Genomic DNA, 19,780 nt, shown 5'->3' with positions numbered 1-19,780 from the left:
TTTGCTTATGTGAAACGATTACGTACTTGTTGTTGTCACATCCGGCACATCCACCGTATTGTCAACCACGTTAAACGTGTCTTGGACCCAGGGGAAGGCAAACTCAAGAAGTAGCCAGGCCACTAGAACAATCAGCAGGATCGACCAGACAACCTTTAACCACTTCGGGCCCGGCAGCAGGCGGAAGATAGCGGCATACATTATGCGCCCTCCTTCTCAGACTTTAGTTCGGGTGGCATGCCCTCATCGCGCTCATACCAGTGTTGGAACTCCAGGTGAACGATGTAGCGGTGACTGTTACCAAACTGGCCTCCAGTCTCAGTACTACACGTGGTCATCGTTAGCATTCGCTTGGTGGGAGTGGTGCCAATCGGCTGATCAGGAACCGGGTTAATAACCTCTGTCTGCTCGGGAAGCACGATCTCTTTTTGCACCACCTTGTAAACTAAGAATGCGTTCGAGGTCTCCATAACTACCGGTGTGCCCTCTTCGAGCGTATCTACGTAACGGAAGTTGTTACCGTACGATCGTCTGTGAGCAGCGACCGCGAAGTTGCCAACCTCGCCCGGCCATTGCGTGAACTCATAGTGTCCGCCCAGCGCCTGATCCAGCAGGTACTGTGCCGTTCCGTGCACCACCGGAACTTTCATGTTGTCCCAAACGGGTATGTGCAAAATGCCCATGGTTTCGCCATAACCCACCGGGGTGAACTCAGGTGGAGCCTCCGTGTGAGCCGGAGGAACCTTATCGACAGAAACTCTTGGAAGTTTCGCTTCGAAGTCACTGATCGCCTGCTCCCGGTCTGCCTCGACCTCCCAGGAAGTCCAGTACAGCTGCCAGAAGATAAATAACCCAATCACAAGCGAAGCCGTGATCATGAGCTCGCCAAGAACACCAATGAACCTAATAAACAGGCTTGGTTTCTTGCGCGCCACTGCACGCCTGCTGGGGTAAGAGCTAGTTGTCATTGCTAGCCGTCACTTTCGCAAAGTTGAATACCGGCTGTTGATTTACGGCACTAATTTTGAGGTTTGATTCATCTCGAACACTGTAACCCAAGTTGAACCGAGCTACGTACTCACCCAGGATGGCGATCTGTGGATCCTGCGAGAGCGCGCGGCGCATTTTGGCGGAATCGCCAATCGCCCCAATCTCGTAGGGGGGCGAGTAGAGCTTACCGTCGATGTTGATTACATTGCCCACGCATGAAACTTTCGAATCGGCGCGCACAAACCGGCCCTGCACGCTGAGCGCCTCTGCACCGCCACTTAGCAGAGCATTAAAAACGGCCTCTATGTCCTGCTGGTGAATTACGAGGTCGTCCGCCACAACGCCCTCCGGTAATGGTTCCGGTATCGGAGCGTCATTTAACGTTACCGTGACGCCTGGCCCGGCTAACTCCACACGCGTACGTTCTGAAACGGGCAGTTGCGGCTGATCTGGAACAGCCGCGATCATCTGGTCAATCTGCTTATACATGTCCTCGTTGGCCGCCGATAGCTCTTTCACGGTAACTTCTTTGCGGGCCACCAGAGACAACAGATCTGAGTCGTACCTCGAGCCAGCGGAAGGACGCAACGTCATTGCACCAGCAAACAGCAAACCAGCTAAGAACAGCACGAATCCACGGCCAAAAAAGTGTTTCAGGCGCTCTGAAAAAGGAGTTTTGCGGCTATGGTTAGCTCCGCGACTGTGCGCGCCACGGTGAGCGCCGTGCATATCCGCGTTTTCCACTAGCCCTCCTCTTCGCGATGTCTGCTACTTTTGGTACGCTATTACAGGATTTTAATCATTTGCCCAATCCAATGTAACCAGTGTACGGGTAGGGCTCTGTCGGAAGGTATTAGGCGTGCCTGAATCAAGAAAACGCAAGAAGACGTCCAACTCGTCTCATACGGATGATTTGGAAATCAAGTCGTGGACTGACGGCATCCCACTCTCCCCGTCTTGGTGGGCTCCCACGTTCGTAACTTTGCTAATCATTGGCCTACTCTGGCTGGTCGTCATGTACATGACGGGGGCTCGCTTCCCAATTCCTGGCATTGGCAACTGGAATCTCGCAATCGGCCTTGGTTTCATGATGACCGGATTCCTCATGACACTGCGCTGGCGTTAAAGTTTCACGCAAAATGGTGGGCGTAATGCCCACCATTTTTGTGTTTCTAGGCCGCTTCTAGCATGCCTGTCACCGATGTAAAGCTGTAGCTACCAAGGGGTTTGAAATTTGAAGGGAGGCCGAGGCTCGCGGCCTCAACCTCCCTTAGAGAAGAAGCTAAGTTTGGCTTACTCTTCGGTTTCCTCGGCAGATTCTGCCGGGGTTTCCACGATGTCAACATCGGTGTCGAGGTCCGCCCAGTACTCTTCTGCCCAAGGATCCTCAATCGGCTGGGAACGACGCCAAAGTAGGTAGCCAACGCCCGCTGCCGCGGTGCCGAGCAGTACCCACCCGAACGTCTTAGCTACCGTACCGGCAACAGACTTCTTCGGCTTTGTGAGCTCCTTGCGGCTGGCCTCACCCGCGCGCTGTACGCGCTCGGCAATAGTACCGTCCTTCTTTGCTGCCGCGGACGCTGCACGAGCAGCCTTCTCGCCGCGCTTGGCGTAATCACTGGCTACAGCCTGAGCATCATCCAAGTAGGGACGGACGCGATCCGCGGCTTCCTCTAGCACCGGGGCGGTTGCCTTAACCGTCTCATCCCACAGGTACTGAGCGCGAGGAGCAACCCATTCTGCGCCCTCTTGCGCCAGGTTCTGCGCCTTCGTTACAAACTCTTCGCCATGACGCATCGCGGCCTCAGCTGCGGCATCGGCCTCACGATGGAGCTTATTAGTATCTAGCTTGCCCATCATTTCCTCCGTTACGTTGAGAATCAGCTTCGCGTTAGCGAAACACTATCCCTTCCATTTTGCACTGAAACCGCGCGCATTGCAGGATGAACCGGCCGCTAATCTTGGGCGATCAATAAAGACATATCCAAACAAATCTGCGACAATTGCAGTATGAAAGCAACAATTCACACAAATATGGGCGATATCGCCATCGAACTTTTCCCCAACCACGCACCGATTACGGTGAAGAACTTTGCCGAACTTGCGCAAGGTAAGCGGGAGTGGACGCACCCGGCAACGAGTGAAAAGACCAACGCACCGCTTTACGACGGCGTTGTTTTCCACCGCGTTATTCCCGGATTCATGATCCAGGGCGGCGACCCTCTTGGCATTGGCGTTGGTGGCCCCGGTTACAACTTTGACGACGAAATCCATCCGGAGCTGAACTTTAACGAACCGTACGTACTCGCAATGGCTAATGCAGGCAAGCGTATGGGTCGCGGCACCAACGGCTCGCAGTTCTTCATCACCGTTGCTCCAACCACCTGGCTGCAGGGTAACCACACAATCTTCGGCAAGGTTATTGACGACGAGTCTAAGGCGGTTGTAGACGCGATTGCCGCAGTCCCAACGGGTATGAATGACAGGCCGGTTGAGGACGTTGTAATCGAAACGATTGACATCGAAGAGTGAGCGACCAGCCACGCTACGGCGAACGCAGGTCACAGCCCGCTGTGGCCTGCCCTCGTCACCCTAACCTCCCCGCCATTTCCACATGTAAACGGTGCGGAAGAGGTACCTGCTCGGACTGCACTATCCACACTGAGGTAGGTTCAATCTGCCCCGAGTGTGCGAACAGCACTACTCGTGCCCGCATGCGCCGGCCGGCATATCGCTTGCAGGGTAAGAGCATCACCACTTGGATTCTTGGCATAACCATCGCGGTTTCGCTTCTTGCTACGGTTTACAAGCCGCTCCAGGTTTGGTTAATGTATGTGCCCGCCTGGTCAATGCACGAACCGTGGCGCCTACTCACGGTTGCCCTCGTGCACGGCGGACTGTTGCACTTAGGGCTGAACATGCTGACGCTCTACATCGTTGGTAACCCCGTGGAACAGGTCCTTGGGGCCGGGCGCTACCTGGTTCTGTACGCGGCTTCTGCAATGGGCGGATCACTGTTCGTGCTGGCGTGGGGGTTTGTTGATCCCACTTCTCTAATGGGAGCGACAGTGGGCGCATCGGGCGCATTGTTTGGTTTGTTTGCAGCTATTTTCGTGCTCCAAAAGGCCTCTGGCTCAGACACAACGTCGATTGTGGTTTTGCTAGCCGTGAACCTTGTTTACGGCTTCGTTGTGTCTGGAGTTTCGTGGCAAGGACATCTAGGTGGTTTGATCACGGGCGCGCTTGTTGCATGGATTTTGGTGCGCCTGGCAAGACCGAGGCCTGGAAAGACTGAAAAGAGCCAAACCACCGCCACGGTGTTGGCATCTGTTGGGATTTTTGTAGCGCTGTTAGCCCTGAACTACGGGATCTACTGGGGGCTTGCTCAGTTCTACAGCTGAGTTATACACAGATTTCCACAACTGTTTCGAACCCGACCTGCTGGTTTTCCACAGGTCGGGTTCTATTACTGTTTGAGTACTTTAAACTACCTGAGATTCCAAGGAACAACATTGTAGAAACTACATATGTGTAAGTTTCCCCAGGTGTGGATATACCTGTGCATAAGTGGTGTTTGTTAGAGAATCTAAACGAATATGCTGCATAGCGCCGCAATGTTTCCCAAATCGCGCCCCACAATCGGCTCCGGTTATGGACAACCGTGCGGACAACCTCGGGCATTAAAAAACCCGGCCTATTCGGCCGGGTGGTTGTGGAGTTCACGGGGCACGTGTCGAACTCGTGCCGGCTCGCGATCACCTTTTGTTGGTGGCCATGGCAGCGTGAGGCGCGCTCAACCTCCTCGTCGGGGTAGAGGGCAAGCATCCCAGAGATTTCCTCAACCACCTCGTCCTCGCTGGCTTCAGGCGGAATAGCGGGACTCAAGATTGATTTTATGCAATCTGATCGCCTCGAGACTCTTACGCTATACGGCTGGATTGCTCAAAGCGCTCTCAAGCATCGGCTCGTGGTGAATTTCCACGGGAGCACCAAACCTGGGGGAGAAAACCGAACATATCCGAACATCGTGACCAGCGAAGCGGTGCTTGGAAGCGAACAATACAAGTACGGTCGCCCACCCACAGCCACTCATGATGCAACCTTTCCATTCACTCGCAACATTGTCGGCAAAATGGATGCAACACCTGTTATTTTCTCGAATTCCACACTCAAAACAACGGTTGCACACCAGCTCGCCTTGAGCATTCTCTATTCCTCTGCCATGCTCCATTTAGCGGATTCAGCCGCAGCCTATGAAACATGGCCTGGGCGTCACCTTCTACGAGCACTTCGAACGGTGTGGGATGAAAGCCGTCTTCTTGCTGGCTTCCCAGATGATTACGCAGTTTTCGCTCGAAGAAATGCTGACGAGTGGTTCATCGGAGGAATCTCAGACGAGGCTCGCTCCCTCTCGATTCCCCTCTCATTCCTAAATCAGAACACCACATACACAGCAATGATCTTCAGCGATATAAACGATGGTCGAGCTCTCACTATCAGCACCCAGCGAGTAACCTCACGGGACTCACTTGATCTGCGCATGCTTCGTCATGGCGGTATCAGCATTCATATTTCTCGCACTCCTCTCCCCTGCGAAGATCACACGGGAACGTTATTTGAAGCCGAGTTGTCTCATAGGTCCGGGCAGGCATCGATCTCCCCGTGCCCCGGCTGTTCAGGCGGTCGTAAAGTAGGAAATCTGGGAAGTAACGGCGCAATCACTTTTCCGAATATCTCGGTAGACCGGGCAGGAATTTACACACTGTCAGTCGGATACCTCTCTGAAGATCCTTGCTCTTTCCTGCTACGCGTCAACGACCGCAATATTGTGGTGGCACCTCCACGTTCCGGGAAAGGAAATGACGGGCAGCCCAGCGGATGGGAAATCGTCCGAACCGTTGATATTCCAGTCGAACTCCACTCCGGTACAAATACTGTGACCATCTCAGGGAACACCCCATGGGCTCCTGATATTGATCGAGTGATTGTTCGCTAGCGACGTCTGTGGGTGGAGGAGAAAGCTATAGATCCCCTCCACCCACAGTCCGTTTTCACGAGAAAAGATTCCTATTTGACCTCAGGAAGGCGCCCCAGAGTTCCTCCTTCGATGAAGTCTCCGGGCACCAGGATCGAGGCGTTGCGCGCCTCGGAACCGGCTAGGCGTTCCTGCGCGAGCAGCACGGTCCGCCTCGCCAATTCACGCACCGGTTGCGCAACCGTCGTCAGGTTCAAAAGCGGTGAAGAATACGGACCGGTCGCGTCAAAGCCCGTCACCGACACCTGCTCCGGGCAGGCAATCCCTCGCGACGCCAAGTGTTCCAAAATTTTCACCGCAATCAGATCACTTCCCGCAATGACCGCAGTACACCCGGCATCAATCGCCCGGTCAATGCCGTCGAAAAGATCCTCACCGTAGTCGCTGTGAGACGTCACGATATGTGGCTGGACGCCGTCGACAACCAGCTGGGTAATGAAGGTTGCGGTACGGGCATGCAGGGTGGCCGCGAGGGGGTGGCTGGTGGCGGTGACAGCAACTTTCCGGTGTCCATAGGCCACAACTTTTTGCGCCAGCATCGCTTCATACGCGGGATCGATACGTACGGAATCAAATTCAGGGCGGGTTTCCCCACAGCCGATAGTAATGAGCGGGACGAAGGAAGCCGCATACTGCATGGCCTCATTAGATACTCGACCAGAAGCAACGATAACCACGCCCACCCCGTGTCCCACGAGGTTGTTAATGGCCTGCATCTGGCCTTCTTTGCTGTCACCTCCAGCGGTAATCAGCAGTTCTAACCCGAGTTCGTCGGTGTGCGCTTGGAGTTCCTCTGCAACTTTCCCATAGAAGCTGTGTCCAACGTTGCGCACCAAAAGGCCGACAGTGGTGGTGCTGGAACTGGCGATCCCAGCAGCACCGAGGTTTCGCACATATCCGAGGCGGGCGGCAGCTTGGCGCACAGCGACGCGCGCTTGGGAACTGACGGCGGGATGCCCAGAAAGTGCGCGGCTGGCAGTCGCCTGCGACACTCCCGCTTCTTGAGCCACATCAATGATGCTGGCTCGTTTCTTTCTGGGCATCCTCGAACATCCGCCTTTCAGTGAGTGGTGGGGTATTCCCCGACGTCAGCGCGGGGTTCCGACCGTCCAAGTATATAGAGGACGGAAGGAAAAAATACCGGCCTCTTGGTCTTGATCGACTTCGACAAGAGCGATCTGTGAGCACTCCATCGAATTGTCGGTTTTCAGAGCGTGAAGAGCATCAGCAAGCGCCCGATCCTCTTCGCTACTCGTCCCCGCAACCGCATAGGCCAGGCTGAAATGGGGGCCAAACGGTGGATCCGTGAGCGCCTGCCCCAGCCCCGCGTCAACGATGCTGTCACGCACAGCGTCGATCAGCCTCGTAAATGAGGGGTTCTCTGGGGAAATCACTTCCACTGCCCGTTCCTGGACGGCCGGCGGAGCGAAGGTCAACGTGAAGGGGTCGATCTGCGCCATGCGACGATCCATCTGCGAGCGCAGTTTCTCCCATTGGGCGTCACTGATCTCGTCTCGATACAGATCGAGGCGTTGCACCGTCACGTGGATGCACTCCGGCGGTTGGATACCGATCTGCGGGAGCGCTGACAGGGGTTTTTCCGCCTCGCGCACCAAGTCCCACAGGGGGGAATCCTCGGGGGGCGCGAGGTAGAAGTGGAGCGCACCATTTCCTCGGCGCCACCGCGTATCCTCACGATCAAAAAAGCGTCGCATGGTTCCGACCTTTTATTTCTCCGAGGAATCCGCGGGAATCACCCACAGGGACTCGCGCGAGATCACACAGGTGACCTTCTCTCCGGCAGCATGAAGTTCATTCATGCCGTGAGAATGGCCTTCGAGGGTGCCCGCCGCGGTGTCCAGGACGTAGGTGTTGACCGAGCCGTCGAAGGCTGCGGAGCGCACTGTGGCTTCCAGAACCACGTCTCTGCCCTCCCCTGCCTGCTCGTTCCCGGATGCATCCAAGCCGACCGCGGTGTTTTCTGCTCGGACGACCAACTCCACGTGATCGCCAACACCAAGTCCGGGGACTCCCGCGGTGTCCAGATCACCCAGCGGGGTGGCCACCAGGTAGCGGTCGCCTCGTACCTCACTGACCGTGCCGGCCACGAAGGATGCAGTTCCCATGAAGGAGGCCACGAAGCGGTTCACCGGGCGATGGTAGACTTCACGCGGCTCCCCGACCTGCTCGATGGTGCCCGCGCTCATCACCACGATCATGTCGGACATGGTGAGAGCCTCGGACTGGTCGTGGGTCACGAAGATCGCGGTAAGTCCCAGACGCTGTTGGAGTGCACGGATTTCGCTACGCATGCGCAGACGCAGGCGCGCATCCAGGTTCGAGAGGGGTTCGTCGAAGAGGATGATCTTCGGTTCCATGACGAGTGCTCGCGCCAGGGCAACGCGCTGCTGCTGGCCTCCGGACAGCTGATGCGGGTAGCGGTGAGCGTACTGTTCGATCCCCATGAGCGCCAGACCGTCAGCGATCCGCTGCTCACGTTCTGCGGCGGGGAGCTTCTGGTAGTTCAGACCGAATCCCACGTTGTCTTTCACCGTCAGGTGTGGGAAGAGCGCGTAGGACTGGAACACCATCGACATGGGGCGCTTTTCGGGCGGGACAGACACCAGGGACTGGCCGTCCAGGGTGATTTCGCCTTCCGTAACGTCCTCAAATCCGGCGATCATACGCAGGGTCGTGGTCTTCCCACAGCCGGACGGTCCCAGGAAGGTCACGAATTTTCCGGCCTCAATGTCGAGGTTGATGCTGTCAACAGCTCGGTGCTGCCCCTGCTTGGCATCGTAGATTTTGGTGACAGAGCGCAGCTGGAGTGCGCCTGCCTGCGTGTGGTGTTCAGTCGTCATTTCACTACCGTCCTGGTGGAGCGATTCAGTCGGTTAACAAGAAGGTTGGCGATCATCAAGATGATGAGCACGAGGCCGATGAGGAGGGTGCAGTAGGCGAAGGCGTGGCCGAAACGCCCGGCATCAACCTCGTCCAAGATCTGGGAGGTCATCACCTTGGTTTGAGGCGTCGTAATGAAGATGATCGCGGTGATCATGGTCATGGACTTCGTGATGCCGTAGGTGACGGCGGTGACGATGCCGGAACGCACCAGCGGAAGTGTCACTTTCACCAGGGTGGACACCTGGCTGGCTCCCAGGGATCGCGCGGCTTCTTCCACCTGCGGGTTGATCTGTTTGAGCGCGGAAATACAGGCCTGCTGGCCGGTGGGGATGGCGCGCGCAATGTAGACCAGGATGATGGCGATGGCGCCGCTTCCGACGGCCAAGCCACCTGCCAGAGTGGGCAGAATCTGTTTGCCGAACAGCCACGTGGGGTTGGAGTAGGCCAGGGCGAATCCCAGACCGAGGACGGTGCCGGGGATTGCTATACCGAGCATGCCCCAGAAATCCAAGATTTTACCGATCTTCGGGAACTTGCGGACGACCAACCACGCAATAATCAGCGCCATGACGGCTGCGATCGGAGCGGCGACCAGGGTCATCGACAGCGTTGTGACAATTGCGGAGGATCCCAGGCGCTGGACGTACCAGAAGTGTTCCATCGTGAAGGTGTTGTCAACGCCGAGGATCTTGACGAAGCTTCCCACGAAGAGCGTCATGTAGACGACGATGACGAAGACGATCCACCCGTAGACGGGGACGAGCATGGGGATCTTGACGCTGGACGCAGTGACCTCTTTGAGGGAGCCCACGGGCTTACCGGTCACGGTGATCACAGACTTACGGTTCGACCAGTATTTCTGAACGGCGAACACCGTGAGTGCGGGCAGGAGCAGCACCAGGGCAATTCCTGCGGCACTTGCGATGTCACCGCTTCCTGCGACGGCAAAGTAAATCTGACTGGCCAGGACTCGGAAGTCACCGCCCAGTACCAGGGGGTTTGCCAGGTCAGCGATGCCTTCAACGAAAAGCACAAGGAAGGAGGCCAGCATTGCGGGAACCACCATGGGGATGGTGACTTTCACCAGGGTACTCAGCGGCTGCGCTCCGAGGGTGGCGGATGCTTCGAACAGGGAGTTGTCGAAGTTTTCCATCATGCCGCGGATATTAAGGTAGGCCACGGGCGCGAAGGTCAGGGAGAGCACCATGACCAGACCCACCAGGCCGTAGATGTTGTTCTCGATGCCAAAGATTCCGTAGGTGATGATGCCGCGCTTACCGAACAGGGTGATGATGGCGGTGGCCGTCGCAAAGGGCGGGGAAATCGTGGGCAGGAGGGTCACCCAGTGCAGGAGCTTCTTCCCGGGGAAGGTGAGGAACACTTGGGCGAATGCGGTGACGAATCCGATGAAGGTTCCGACAATTCCGACGCACAGTCCCAGCACCAGGGTGTTCACCAGGGTGTCGACGTTGGCGCCGAAGGATTGGGTGATAGCTGCCAGCCCGCGTTCGGACACGCCGATACCGATGAGTTTGGCAACGGGGATTCCCAGGAGGAGAATCAGCCCGATAACGGTCACCGTGGTGATGAGGGCGACGGGGATGTCGAGCTGCCGACCTTTACGCAGCTGTGGAATGCTCATAGCTTGTCTCCAATGAAAACGGCAGGAGAGACGCACACGGGGTGCGCGGGTTCCTCAGTGGGTTCTCGCGCACCCCGTGATCTCACTTGGCGGAGCTTGCTCCGGCGATCTGGCTTTCGAAGATGCCGATGTAGTTGGCGCGAGAGTCAGCTGCCTTGCGTACATCCCAGTCCACGTGCTTCACGACGTCCTGCTTGGGGACGTTCGGACCGACCTTGGCGTCAGGCAGGGTGGGTGCTGCGAAGGAGGGGACGTCCGCGTAGAGATCCTGAGCCTTGGTGGTCAGCAACCAGTCCATGTAGGCCTTGGCGCCTTCGGGGTTGCGTGCACCCGCGAGGACGGAGACTGCGCCCACTTCGTAGCCGGTGCCTTCCGAGGGGTAGGTGGTGACCAGGTCGGAATATCCGGCCTTGTTGGCCTTTTCGCAGTCGGAGTCGAGGGCGATGGCAACGGCCACCTCACCGCGTCCGGCCTGTTCGGTACCGGTTGCTGCGGACTTGGAGAACTGCATGATGCTGGGAACCAGTTCCTTGAAGTAGGAAATGGTCTTCTCCTGGTCGCCGTTGTTCAGGGTGGCGACGGTGTACATGGCCATGTAGCCAACGCCTGCGGTGGCAGGGTGCGGCATGGCAATGCGCCCCTTGAATTCGGGCTTGAGCAGGTCCTGCCAGGAAGTGGGAGCCTGTGCGCCGATGCGTTCGAGTTCCTTCTTGTTGGAGCAGAACGCAATGGAGTCGGTGTAGAAGCCGGACCAGATGCCTTCGGCGTTGTTGTACTGCGAGGGCAGTGCGGAGGCGTTCTTCGAGACGTACTTTTCGATCTTGCCCTTGTCGTTGGCGACGAGGTGGTTTTCGGCCTGGCCGCCGGACCAGACGTCGAATTCACCGGGGTTGGTTTCGAGGCGGGCGAGGACTTCGCCGGCACCCAGGCGAACGTAGGTGGCCTTCTGACCGGTTTCCCTGGTGTAGGCGGCGACGATCGCCTGGCAGAAATCTTCCTGCTGGGAGCAGGCAATGTTCAGGGTATCTGCCGAGGCGGAGCCTCCCTGGGTGCTCTGGCCTTCGGGGGCAGAGCAGGCGGCGAGAGAGAGTGCCAGGAGTGCGGCGGGGAGAGCAGTGTAGCGTGCGCGCATCATTGAGCCTTCCGTTGCAATATATGTTGTCTATGCACAGTTCGGAGTTGTGGATACGTTTCCACACCGGAGATAGTAGAGCATTTGCGGCAATCTCGTCAAGAAATAGGGACTTGTCCCCCAAAGCTTTACCAAATCGTAATCTGCATACGTTTTCATACGGGAAGCAGATTTTCTGATGCCCTTTTCCGAAGAACTCTGGATTCATTCAGGACACGTATATTCACGCGCGTATTCACACGCACATTGCGACAATAAAAGAAAAGCGCCACAATCACTGAGATCCTCAGGATAGTGGAGCTAAGGGGACTCGAACCCCTAACCCCCTGCTTGCAAAGCAGGTGCGCTACCAATTGCGCCATAGCCCCTATTGGGAATCTGTTAGTCCATCGCGTTAGATGGCTCAGCCTGGATGGGCTGCCACAGATTCTTATCGTCTGAAAGATCGCGGGTGATCTGGTAAGTCACAAGACCTACTGTACCAACGATCCCACCAATAACTAGATTTCGTAGTCCTTCGCGAATCATACGAGCCTCCGTTACTGTGCTTCAAACGCCTGTGGGCCTAGCTGGACTCGAACCAGCGACCTCTTCCTTATCAGGGAAGCGCTCTAACCGACTGAGCTATAGGCCCTTGCGCTCTCGCACCAAATAAGATTACCCAACGCAGTTGGACAATTCCAAACTGCCATCAGTGACAATCCTTACATTAGAAGGATTTAGAATGACCAGCACTTTCGTTTCGCAGGTTGGTTATTCGTCCATGAGGGTGACTCGCACGCCGCCCACAAGTGCAGCGACGAGATTATAAATGAGCGCACCCAGCGTGGATAGCGCCGTGAGAATCACGATGTTTACCACACCCACAAGAGTTGCCATGGACATCACCTGCGGCAGGCGAGCGTAGTCAAGCAGCTTGACGAACGATTCGGCACCAATACTGACCAGGAAATGTTCGATGTCGGCAAATACGTGCATGCCGTCGAGCATCAGCCAGATCACGAAAGACGCAATAACCGTTGCGATTGCAAATGCCACAGAAAGCATGAAGCTGACCTTCATGACGGTCCATGGATCAACTCGGGCAACTGCCAGCATTACCTGATGCGGGGTGTCCTGCTCCCAACCTTGCTGAACGTCAGATCGCGAGGTGTCGCTCATTCGTCACCTTCCTCATTTCGCGCCGCGGAATCGGGTTCGACTCCTTCGGCAACCTCAGTTGCATTTTGCGCTTCCGTGGTTGCTGTGGCCTCATCACCTGAGTCTACTGCCTCGGAATCGTCATCCAACTGTGATTCCAAGTTTTTAGTGATTGCGATAATACGGTCATCCTTCGAGGGGCGCGCGAAGGTCACGCCCTGTGTGTTACGACCGGTGCGCGGAACTTCGCTTACCGCGCTCCGCACGATGTTGCCGCTCTCCATGATGACAAGCACTTCATCCTCTTCGGTGACTTCAAGGCCAGCTACGAGGTCGCCGCGCTCATCCACGAGGTTCGCTACCTTGACGCCAAGGCCGCCGCGGCCGCGCGTTGGGTAAGTGTCGATAGCGGAACGCTTGGCGAATCCGCCCTCTGTGATGACAAGGAGGTCACGCCCCTCATGTACAACGTCGAGGGATAGCAAGTAGTCCCCGTCGCGGAACTTCATGCCGCGCACACCTGACGTTGCGCGGCCCATCGGACGCACAGATTCGTCACTAGCTTCGAAGCGCAAAGCCTGCCCCATCTTAGAAATGAGAATGAGGTGCTGGTCAGCATTCACAAGCTTTGCCGATACCACCGCGTCTGGCTCGCCATTAACGTCCCGAAGGTTGATTGCAATCAGGCCACCACTTCGCGGCGAGTTGTAATCCTGAAGGGCGGTCTTCTTGACCAGGCCCGACTTGGTTGCAAGAACCAGGTAATCGGCCTGATCGTAGTCCTTGATAGCGAGGACGTCGCTGATCTCCTCATCCGGTTGGAATGCCAGGAGGTTCGCAACGTGCTGTCCGCGCGAATCGCGGCCACCCTCAGGGATCTCGTACGCCTTGACGCGGTAAACGCGGCCAAGATTTGTGAAGAACAGCAGCCAGTGGTGGGTCGTAGTGACGAAGAAGTGCTGCACAACGTCATCTTGACGTAGCTTCGCGCCCCGGATTCCCTTACCGCCACGGTGTTGACTCTTGTAGGAATCCACGCGAGTGCGCTTTGTGAAACCGTCACGGGTAATTGTGACAACCACATCTTCCTCGGGGATGAGGTCTTCCGTGGACATTTCGCCCGAGAACGGAACGATACGCGTGCGCCTATCATCACCGTACTTCTCGACGATTTCCGCAAGCTCCTCTGAAACGATCTGCCGCTGACGCTCCGGCTTTACAAGAACGTCTTCAAGATCCGCTACGCGAGCAGAAAGCTCTGCGTGCTCATCCATAATCTTCTGGCGCTCGAGTGCGGCTAGGCGCCGAAGCTGCATAGCGAGAATTGCGTCTGCTTGGATCTCGTCGATCTCGAGGAATTCCATAAGGCCTGTACGCGCATCGTTCACGGTTGGTGAGCGCCGGATCAATGCGATCACTTCGTCAAGTGCGTCAAGTGCCTTAAGGTAGCCGTTCAATATATGTAGGCGTTCGCGTGCTTTCTCTAGGCGGAACTTGGTGCGCCGCACAATAACGTCAATCTGGTGCTTGGTCCAGTAGTAGATGAAGCCGTCAATGGAAAGCGTACGGGGAACACCGTCGACGAGGGCAAGCATGTTCGCAGGGAACGAATCTTGCAACTGCGTACGCTTGTAAAGGTTGTTCAACACAACCTTGGCAACCGCGTCACGCTTCAGAACAAGCACAAGACGCATACCGGATCGACCCGAAGTCTCATCGCGGATATCCGCAATGCCCTGAATTACTCCATCCTTTGCGAGCTGCGCAATCTTGGATGCGAGGTTGTCTGGGTTGACCTGATATGGCAATGAGGTGACCACCAGGCAGGTGCGTCCCTTGATTTCTTCAACTGTAACGTCTGCGCGCTGCACAATCGGTCCGCGCCCGGTGCGGTAGACCTGCTCAATGCCGGATTTACCAAGAATCGTTGCGCCCGTCGGAAAATCAGGGCCCTTGATGATGCCGAGGAGTGCTTCTAGAAGCTCTTCGCGGCTTGCCTCCGGATGATCCAGGTGCCACTGCACGCCCTGAGCAACCTCACGCAGGTTATGCGGCGGGATACGAGTGGCCATACCAACTGCAATACCCTCAGACCCGTTCACCAGGAGATTCGGGAACCGTGCCGGCAATACCGTTGGTTCTTGGTTACGCCCGTCATAGTTGTCAACAAAGTCAACTGTCTTCTCGTCAATATCGCGAACCATCTCCATAGCCATGGGATGCATGCGACACTCCGTATAACGCGGAGCAGCGGGGCCTAGGTTTCCTGGCGAGCCAAAGTTACCCTGGCCAGCCACCAGGGGGTAGCGCATGGACCAAGGCTGCACGAGGCGAGCGAGCGCATCGTAAACCGAAGCATCACCGTGCGGGTGGTAGTGGGATAGCACGTCTCCAACTACACGCATCGACTTGTAAAAACCCGCGTCTGGCCTGTAGCCGCCGTCATACATTGCGTAAAGAATCCGTCGGTGTACCGGCTTTAGACCGTCACGAACCTCAGGCAGTGCGCGTCCCACAATTACCGACATTGCGTAGTCGAGATAGGAGCGTTGCATCTCAACTTCAATGTCAACGTGGCTAATCTTCTGAGCCACCACGGCACCGGTTTGTTCGGTTGCGGCTACCTCATCAGGAGTCTGATTTTCGTCACTCACGTTATTTCCGTTCCTTATAAGCTTTAGATCCGAATTTGACCAGGTTGACTAGAAGTCTAGGAAGCGCACGTCCTGTGCGTTGCGCTGAATAAACGAACGCCTAGATTCCACGTCGTCCCCCATCAGAACGGAGAACACTTCGTCAGCTGATGCCGCCTCGGCAACATCTATTTTCTTTAGTAGTCGCCTTGAAGGATCCATCGTTGTGTCCCAAAGCTCGTCGTGGTTCATCTCGCCAAGACCCTTGTAGCGTTGCACGCCACCGGTCTTTGGAAGTCTGTATCCCGCATTCTTACCTGCCGCGAGCTGTTCATCGCGCTCCCTATCGGAGTAAACGTACTCGTGTGGCGCATTGGTCCACTTGAGCCGGTAGAGAGGCGGCTGCGCCAGGTACACGTGGCCCTCTTCCACCAACGGACGCATGTAGCGGAACAGCAAGGTAAGGAGCAAAGTGGTGATGTGTTGGCCATCAACGTCAGCATCGGCCATCAATACGATCTTGCCGTAGCGAATCTTGGAGATATCAAATTCCTCTCCAATACCCGTGCCGAGTGCGGAGATGAGGTCGCGGATTTCGTTGCTGTCTAGTGCACGATCAACGCGTGCCTTTTCAACGTTCAAAATCTTACCGCGCAGAGGCAGGATGGCCTGGTGCTCAGGGTCCCTGCCCATAACGGCTGAACCGCCAGCCGAGTCACCCTCCACAATGAAAATTTCGCAATCTTCCGGGTTGCGCGACGAGCAATCGCGAAGCTTACCTGGCATCGATGCGGATTCCAGAACACTCTTTCGCCGGGTTGCTTCCCTTGCCTTGCGAGCAGCTAAGCGCGCCTCCTGAGCAGCTAGAGCCTTGAGGATGATTGCTTTCGCATCAGTCGGATGCGCATCAAACCAGTCACCGAGCTGCGTGTACACCTGCTGCTGCGTGAAAGTTCGGGCCTCGGCGTTACCGAGCTTGGTCTTGGTCTGACCTTCGAACTGAGGCTCGGTGAGCTTTACCGACACAACAGCGGTTAGGCCTTCACGAATATCATCACCGGTGAGGTTGTCCTGCTTATCCTTAAGGATTCCCTTCTCGCGCCCGTACTTGTTGACAATAGAAGTCAGCGCGGAACGGAAACCCTCCTCGTGCATACCACCCTCGGTGGTATTGATCGTGTTCGCGTATGTGTGGATCGTTTCGGAGTAGGCGCGGGTCCACTGCATCGCGATTTCGATAGACATGGAGCCTTCAGCGTTCTCATTTTCAAAGTCAATGATTTCGCTGTTGATGACTTCAGCCTTCTTCGTTTTGTTAATGAAGTTGACGTAGTCACGCAGGCCGCCCTCGTACATGTAAGTAACCTGGCGGAAACCGGAAATTGGATCGTCATTAGATCCGAGGTCGTCCCCGGTGATCTCGTCACCCTCGTCAATCACACCTGGACGTTCATCCGTGAGGGTGATCCGCAGACCCTTGTTCAAGAAAGCCATCTGCTGGAAGCGGCTACGCAAAACCTCGAACGAGAACTCAACCGAATCAAAAATTGAAGGATCCGGGTAGAAAGTTTGAGACGTGCCGGTTTCGTCGGTCTCTTCCCCACGCACAAGATCAGTGAGGGGGTGACCGCCGTTACCGAACGTCTGCCTCCACACGTAACCCTGACGGCGCACCTCTGTTTCCACGCGAGACGAAAGCGCGTTGACCACCGAAATACCCACGCCGTGCAAACCACCGGACACAGCGTATCCACCGCCTCCGAACTTTCCGCCCGCGTGCAAGATGGTCATTACCACCTCGACGGTTGGGCGACCTTCCGTGGGATGCATGTCCACAGGAATGCCGCGGCCATTATCTTGAACCGTGACTCCGCCGTCCTCGCGGATCGTAACTTCAATATGGTCACAGTATCCGGCCAGCGCCTCATCAACTGCGTTATCAACGACTTCGTACACCAGGTGGTGAAGACCTCGCTCGCCCGTTGAACCGATGTACATACCCGGTCGTTTGCGAACAGCTTCTAGACCTTCCAAAACGGTAATGTTCGATGCGTCGTAACCACCATTTTGCTGTGCCTGGCGGGCTTCTAGGTCAGCCAAACTAGCCCCTTTCTAGCGGGAAGCAAACTGCGCCCGGGCTAAACCCGAAAGATCAATCAGATGCGGGATTTCAAGTCACGGAAAGATGACTGTCAAAAACCGCATAAACACGCAGATTTACACTTAAAAACCTTTATAATCTTACCACTTTTTGTCATATCCACAGATTCGAGCAACGCGCTGTAGGTCAGTCAACCTTGTAATTCAAAAACCCCAAAAATGACGGTTAAAAGTCATTCACAATGGTGGGAAAACCTGTGCATAACTTTTACAGGCGAGTTTAATGTGCCTTCCTTAGTGAATCTCTCACCCGTATGTGTCACGCGGACCGCGACCAGGAACGTGTAAGCGGCCCTTTCTCCACGACGGTGCCTGAGGTCCTCTTATAATGACCCGCTTTACCGCATTCTCTCCAAAAGCCTGTGCAATCTGCTTCTCTAACGTAGGGAGCAAAAGCTTCATTTGATTCGCCCAAGCGGTTGATGAGGTCTTAACCACAAGGACGTTGTCTTCAAACGTCTCCACCTTGCAGTGCTGCGCAACTGAAGGACCTACAATACTCGGCCACCTAGCTGCGATCGTGGCAATGTTTAATACTGAAGACCAGCCAAGTCTGTTGACCAAATTGCCAATTACATTGTCCACCGGCTGCGGATCATATTTTGACGGACCGGTACCCAATTTGGATGTGGCGAGCCCTTCCTTCGAACCCTCGTGCTCGTAGCCGTGACCCCTGCTCCCAGATCGGCCGCCTTTGCTACGAAATGAGCTAGCGCGTGATTTACCGCTGCGCTCGCTCAGCAATCGGGCCTTGGTAGCCGTCTCGGGATAGTAGCCAGAATCTTGTGCAAGTTGCTTTTGCCGGCGCACGGCCTCCTGGGCATAGCTAGCCGCCCTGACTTGAAATTCATTCTTTGATGTCATAGAGCACTCGCTCTATCAGAGCCTGTGGAATGTGCATCATCAATTGGCGTAGTTGACTTCTCGTAAATATCTGCTGCTAGGGACTCTTCGACAATCGAGCCCTCCTGCCGGTCAAGGTGAACCGTCATTACCGTCGCGTCAAGTTCTGCAGGCAAATCCGTTCCAACCGCTGCGGTTATGAATACCTGTTGCGCCCGCTCTATGGCTCCCAATACGGCCTCTCGTCGTTTACCGTCGAGCTCGGAAAACACATCATCCAAAATCAAGATAGGAGGATCCAGTTCCTCACCAGTTTCTGCTTCGCCAGTAAGAGCCTCAAATGCGCCTAGTCTCAGGGCTAGTGCAACCGACCAGGATTCGCCGTGGGAGGCAAAACCTTTGACCGGCATCTCATCGAGAGTCATTCCAAGTTCATCCCGATGAGGTCCGATTAAATTCACGCCCCGTGCAATCTCTTGGTCAACCGCCTGACTTAGCGCGAGTCGAAGTCGTTCCTCGTATGCCTCGGGCTCTTCGAGAACTTGCGAAAATATATCTCCATTATCAACCTGGTCAACCTCGTTTAACGAGTGCTCGTACCTTAGAGTTAGCTTGCGAGCCTCCTCAGAAACGATGTCATGAGCAAGAGTAACGGGTTGATTTAAAGCTTGAACAGTCTTCAAACGATATGCAAGTACCTGCCGGGCCAGCGGAATGTACTGCTCATTCCAGATCTCTATACCCGAATAGTCTACGTGCCTACCCGCTCTACGATCTTTTCCCAACCGTTTTAACAGAGCCGCACGCTGTTTTGCCACCCGATCAAAATCGTTTTTTACAGCTCTGGCAGCAGGCCACATTTGTGTTGCTATTTCATCAAGAAACTTGCGTCGACCACTTGGATCACCCTTGACTAGGTCGAGGTCTTCGGGAGCAAATATGACAACTTTGACAACTCCCATTAACTCAGTTGGACGTACTGGCGCACGATTAAGCTTGGCTCGGTTTGCGCGTCCGCGAATAATTTCCAGCTCGACTACGCGGTCTCTGCCTCCGGTTCTTACCTTCGCGCGTACTACTGCGCCGGCTGGGGATTGCTCATCTGATTTAGCAAATCGCACGAGAGCAGTGTCCGCTGCCACGCGGTGTGAAGAAAGATTTGCAAGGTATGCAATAGCTTCTACGAGATTAGTTTTGCCCTGTCCATTGCGGCCTAGTAGAACTGTGGTGCCCGGTGCAAACTCAACAACTGCGTGTTTGTAGGACCGAAAGTCATCAAGAGCTAGATGCGAGATATACAT

The 19,780-nt window shown here is 55.6% G+C and carries 19 protein-coding genes and 2 tRNA genes; 4 read left to right on the top strand and 17 right to left on the bottom strand.

The window, feature by feature from the left end; genetic code table 11:
- Positions 1 to 18 precede the first annotated feature (18 nt).
- From HMPREF2854_RS03350 to HMPREF2854_RS03340, 3 genes are read right to left on the bottom strand one after another with little or no spacing between them, the layout of a single operon-like run.
- Positions 19 to 201, bottom strand: coding sequence for a hypothetical protein (locus tag HMPREF2854_RS03350; RefSeq protein ID WP_070618942.1), 183 nt, complete (start codon positions 199 to 201; stop codon positions 19 to 21).
- Complete coding sequence (locus tag HMPREF2854_RS03345) at positions 201 to 968, bottom strand: class E sortase (RefSeq protein WP_070618939.1); 768 nt, start codon at positions 966 to 968, stop codon at positions 201 to 203. The genes HMPREF2854_RS03350 and HMPREF2854_RS03345 overlap by 1 nt, the downstream gene beginning before the upstream one ends.
- Positions 958 to 1,734: a DUF881 domain-containing protein gene (locus HMPREF2854_RS03340; protein WP_070618935.1), complete on the bottom strand. Its 777-nt coding sequence runs from the start codon at positions 1,732 to 1,734 to the stop codon at positions 958 to 960. The genes HMPREF2854_RS03345 and HMPREF2854_RS03340 overlap by 11 nt, the downstream gene beginning before the upstream one ends.
- Before the next feature lie 115 nt (positions 1,735 to 1,849).
- Between HMPREF2854_RS03340 and HMPREF2854_RS03335 the strand changes: the two genes are divergently transcribed.
- The gene (locus tag HMPREF2854_RS03335) at positions 1,850 to 2,116 is read left to right on the top strand and encodes a cell division protein CrgA (RefSeq protein ID WP_070618932.1); all 267 of its coding nucleotides are present in this window, start codon (positions 1,850 to 1,852) and stop codon (positions 2,114 to 2,116) included.
- Positions 2,117 to 2,283: 167 nt separating this feature from the next.
- Here HMPREF2854_RS03335 and HMPREF2854_RS03330 read toward each other — a convergent pair whose 3' ends face one another.
- Positions 2,284 to 2,847, bottom strand: coding sequence for a hypothetical protein (locus tag HMPREF2854_RS03330; protein WP_083309353.1), 564 nt, complete (start codon positions 2,845 to 2,847; stop codon positions 2,284 to 2,286).
- 153 nt (positions 2,848 to 3,000) lie between these two features.
- Here HMPREF2854_RS03330 and HMPREF2854_RS03325 point away from each other — a divergent pair, with 153 nt between their 5' ends.
- The 3 genes from HMPREF2854_RS03325 (at position 3,001) to HMPREF2854_RS03315 (ending at position 5,986) form a co-directional block, all read left to right on the top strand.
- On the top strand, positions 3,001 to 3,522 hold the full coding sequence (locus tag HMPREF2854_RS03325; protein ID WP_070618925.1) for a peptidylprolyl isomerase: 522 nt from the start codon (positions 3,001 to 3,003) through the stop codon (positions 3,520 to 3,522).
- Positions 3,523 to 3,704: 182 nt separating this feature from the next.
- Positions 3,705 to 4,391 carry a rhomboid family intramembrane serine protease gene (locus HMPREF2854_RS03320; protein ID WP_261666643.1) on the top strand — a complete coding sequence of 229 codons (687 nt, stop codon included), beginning with the start codon at positions 3,705 to 3,707 and terminating at the stop codon, positions 4,389 to 4,391.
- A 422-nt stretch (positions 4,392 to 4,813) separates the two neighbouring features.
- On the top strand, positions 4,814 to 5,986 hold the full coding sequence (locus HMPREF2854_RS03315; protein ID WP_315940687.1) for a glycoside hydrolase family 97 C-terminal domain-containing protein: 1,173 nt from the start codon (positions 4,814 to 4,816) through the stop codon (positions 5,984 to 5,986).
- A gap of 71 nt (positions 5,987 to 6,057) precedes the next feature.
- Here the strand turns inward: HMPREF2854_RS03315 and HMPREF2854_RS03310 are convergent, their stop codons facing one another.
- From HMPREF2854_RS03310 to recF, 13 genes are all read right to left on the bottom strand, one after another.
- The gene (locus HMPREF2854_RS03310) at positions 6,058 to 7,068 is read right to left on the bottom strand and encodes a LacI family DNA-binding transcriptional regulator (protein WP_070618917.1); all 1,011 of its coding nucleotides are present in this window, start codon (positions 7,066 to 7,068) and stop codon (positions 6,058 to 6,060) included.
- 45 nt (positions 7,069 to 7,113) lie between these two features.
- Positions 7,114 to 7,740, bottom strand: a complete 627-nt coding sequence (locus tag HMPREF2854_RS03305; protein ID WP_070618914.1) for a 2'-5' RNA ligase family protein — start codon at positions 7,738 to 7,740, stop codon at positions 7,114 to 7,116.
- A 12-nt stretch (positions 7,741 to 7,752) separates the two neighbouring features.
- Positions 7,753 to 8,886 (bottom strand): ABC transporter ATP-binding protein, encoded by a 1,134-nt coding sequence (locus HMPREF2854_RS03300; protein ID WP_070618911.1) that lies wholly within the window; start codon positions 8,884 to 8,886, stop codon positions 7,753 to 7,755.
- Positions 8,883 to 10,571 (bottom strand): ABC transporter permease, encoded by a 1,689-nt coding sequence (locus HMPREF2854_RS03295; RefSeq protein WP_070618908.1) that lies wholly within the window; start codon positions 10,569 to 10,571, stop codon positions 8,883 to 8,885. The genes HMPREF2854_RS03300 and HMPREF2854_RS03295 overlap by 4 nt, the downstream gene beginning before the upstream one ends.
- Positions 10,572 to 10,653: 82 nt before the next feature.
- A complete protein-coding gene (locus HMPREF2854_RS03290) occupies positions 10,654 to 11,706 on the bottom strand; it encodes an ABC transporter substrate-binding protein (RefSeq protein WP_148130882.1) in 1,053 nt (350 codons plus the stop codon).
- A 292-nt stretch (positions 11,707 to 11,998) separates the two neighbouring features.
- A tRNA-Ala gene (locus tag HMPREF2854_RS03285) sits at positions 11,999 to 12,071 on the bottom strand.
- A 13-nt stretch (positions 12,072 to 12,084) separates the two neighbouring features.
- Entirely contained in the window at positions 12,085 to 12,231 is a 147-nt protein-coding gene (locus HMPREF2854_RS08720; protein ID WP_158237813.1) for a hypothetical protein, read from the bottom strand.
- Between the two features lie 32 nt (positions 12,232 to 12,263).
- A tRNA-Ile gene (locus HMPREF2854_RS03280) sits at positions 12,264 to 12,337 on the bottom strand.
- Between the two features lie 119 nt (positions 12,338 to 12,456).
- Positions 12,457 to 12,864, bottom strand: a complete 408-nt coding sequence (locus tag HMPREF2854_RS03275) for a DUF3566 domain-containing protein (protein ID WP_070618905.1) — start codon at positions 12,862 to 12,864, stop codon at positions 12,457 to 12,459.
- Positions 12,861 to 15,497, bottom strand: a complete 2,637-nt coding sequence (gene gyrA / locus HMPREF2854_RS03270) for a DNA gyrase subunit A (protein ID WP_374048010.1) — start codon at positions 15,495 to 15,497, stop codon at positions 12,861 to 12,863. Before gyrA ends, HMPREF2854_RS03275 begins: the two co-directional genes overlap by 4 nt.
- Before the next feature lie 48 nt (positions 15,498 to 15,545).
- Positions 15,546 to 17,576, bottom strand: a complete 2,031-nt coding sequence (gene gyrB / locus HMPREF2854_RS03265) for a DNA topoisomerase (ATP-hydrolyzing) subunit B (RefSeq protein WP_070618902.1) — start codon at positions 17,574 to 17,576, stop codon at positions 15,546 to 15,548.
- A 306-nt stretch (positions 17,577 to 17,882) separates the two neighbouring features.
- On the bottom strand, positions 17,883 to 18,500 hold the full coding sequence (locus HMPREF2854_RS08885; RefSeq protein ID WP_070618899.1) for a DciA family protein: 618 nt from the start codon (positions 18,498 to 18,500) through the stop codon (positions 17,883 to 17,885).
- Positions 18,497 to 19,780 (bottom strand): DNA replication/repair protein RecF, encoded by a 1,284-nt coding sequence (gene recF, locus HMPREF2854_RS03255; protein ID WP_070618896.1) that lies wholly within the window; start codon positions 19,778 to 19,780, stop codon positions 18,497 to 18,499. Before recF ends, HMPREF2854_RS08885 begins: the two co-directional genes overlap by 4 nt.

The organism is Actinomyces sp. HMSC075B09, assembly GCF_001812395.1.
Lineage (GTDB): Bacteria > Actinomycetota > Actinomycetes > Actinomycetales > Actinomycetaceae > Gleimia > Gleimia europaea.
Note: the sequence above shows the minus strand (reverse complement) of the source record. Positions and strands in the feature narration are given on the sequence as shown.

What these genes read in the sequence shown, in the direction of transcription:
- HMPREF2854_RS03350 (WP_070618942.1), bottom strand. Translation starts at nt 201, where the DNA reads ATGTATGCCGCTATCTTCCGCCTGCTGCCGGGCCCGAAGTGGTTAAAG.
- HMPREF2854_RS03345 (WP_070618939.1), bottom strand. Translation starts at nt 968, where the DNA reads ATGACAACTAGCTCTTACCCCAGCAGGCGTGCAGTGGCGCGCAAGAAA.
- HMPREF2854_RS03330 (WP_083309353.1), bottom strand. Translation starts at nt 2,847, where the DNA reads ATGGGCAAGCTAGATACTAATAAGCTCCATCGTGAGGCCGATGCCGCA.
- HMPREF2854_RS03325 (WP_070618925.1), top strand. Translation starts at nt 3,001, where the DNA reads ATGAAAGCAACAATTCACACAAATATGGGCGATATCGCCATCGAACTT.
- HMPREF2854_RS03320 (WP_261666643.1), top strand. Translation starts at nt 3,705, where the DNA reads ATGCGCCGGCCGGCATATCGCTTGCAGGGTAAGAGCATCACCACTTGG.
- HMPREF2854_RS03310 (WP_070618917.1), bottom strand. Translation starts at nt 7,068, where the DNA reads ATGCCCAGAAAGAAACGAGCCAGCATCATTGATGTGGCTCAAGAAGCG.
- HMPREF2854_RS03305 (WP_070618914.1), bottom strand. Translation starts at nt 7,740, where the DNA reads ATGCGACGCTTTTTTGATCGTGAGGATACGCGGTGGCGCCGAGGAAAT.
- HMPREF2854_RS03300 (WP_070618911.1), bottom strand. Translation starts at nt 8,886, where the DNA reads ATGACGACTGAACACCACACGCAGGCAGGCGCACTCCAGCTGCGCTCT.
- HMPREF2854_RS03295 (WP_070618908.1), bottom strand. Translation starts at nt 10,571, where the DNA reads ATGAGCATTCCACAGCTGCGTAAAGGTCGGCAGCTCGACATCCCCGTC.
- HMPREF2854_RS03290 (WP_148130882.1), bottom strand. Translation starts at nt 11,706, where the DNA reads ATGATGCGCGCACGCTACACTGCTCTCCCCGCCGCACTCCTGGCACTC.
- HMPREF2854_RS08720 (WP_158237813.1), bottom strand. Translation starts at nt 12,231, where the DNA reads ATGATTCGCGAAGGACTACGAAATCTAGTTATTGGTGGGATCGTTGGT.
- HMPREF2854_RS03275 (WP_070618905.1), bottom strand. Translation starts at nt 12,864, where the DNA reads ATGAGCGACACCTCGCGATCTGACGTTCAGCAAGGTTGGGAGCAGGAC.
- HMPREF2854_RS08885 (WP_070618899.1), bottom strand. Translation starts at nt 18,500, where the DNA reads ATGACATCAAAGAATGAATTTCAAGTCAGGGCGGCTAGCTATGCCCAG.
- recF (WP_070618896.1), bottom strand. Translation starts at nt 19,780, where the DNA reads ATGTATATCTCGCATCTAGCTCTTGATGACTTTCGGTCCTACAAACAC.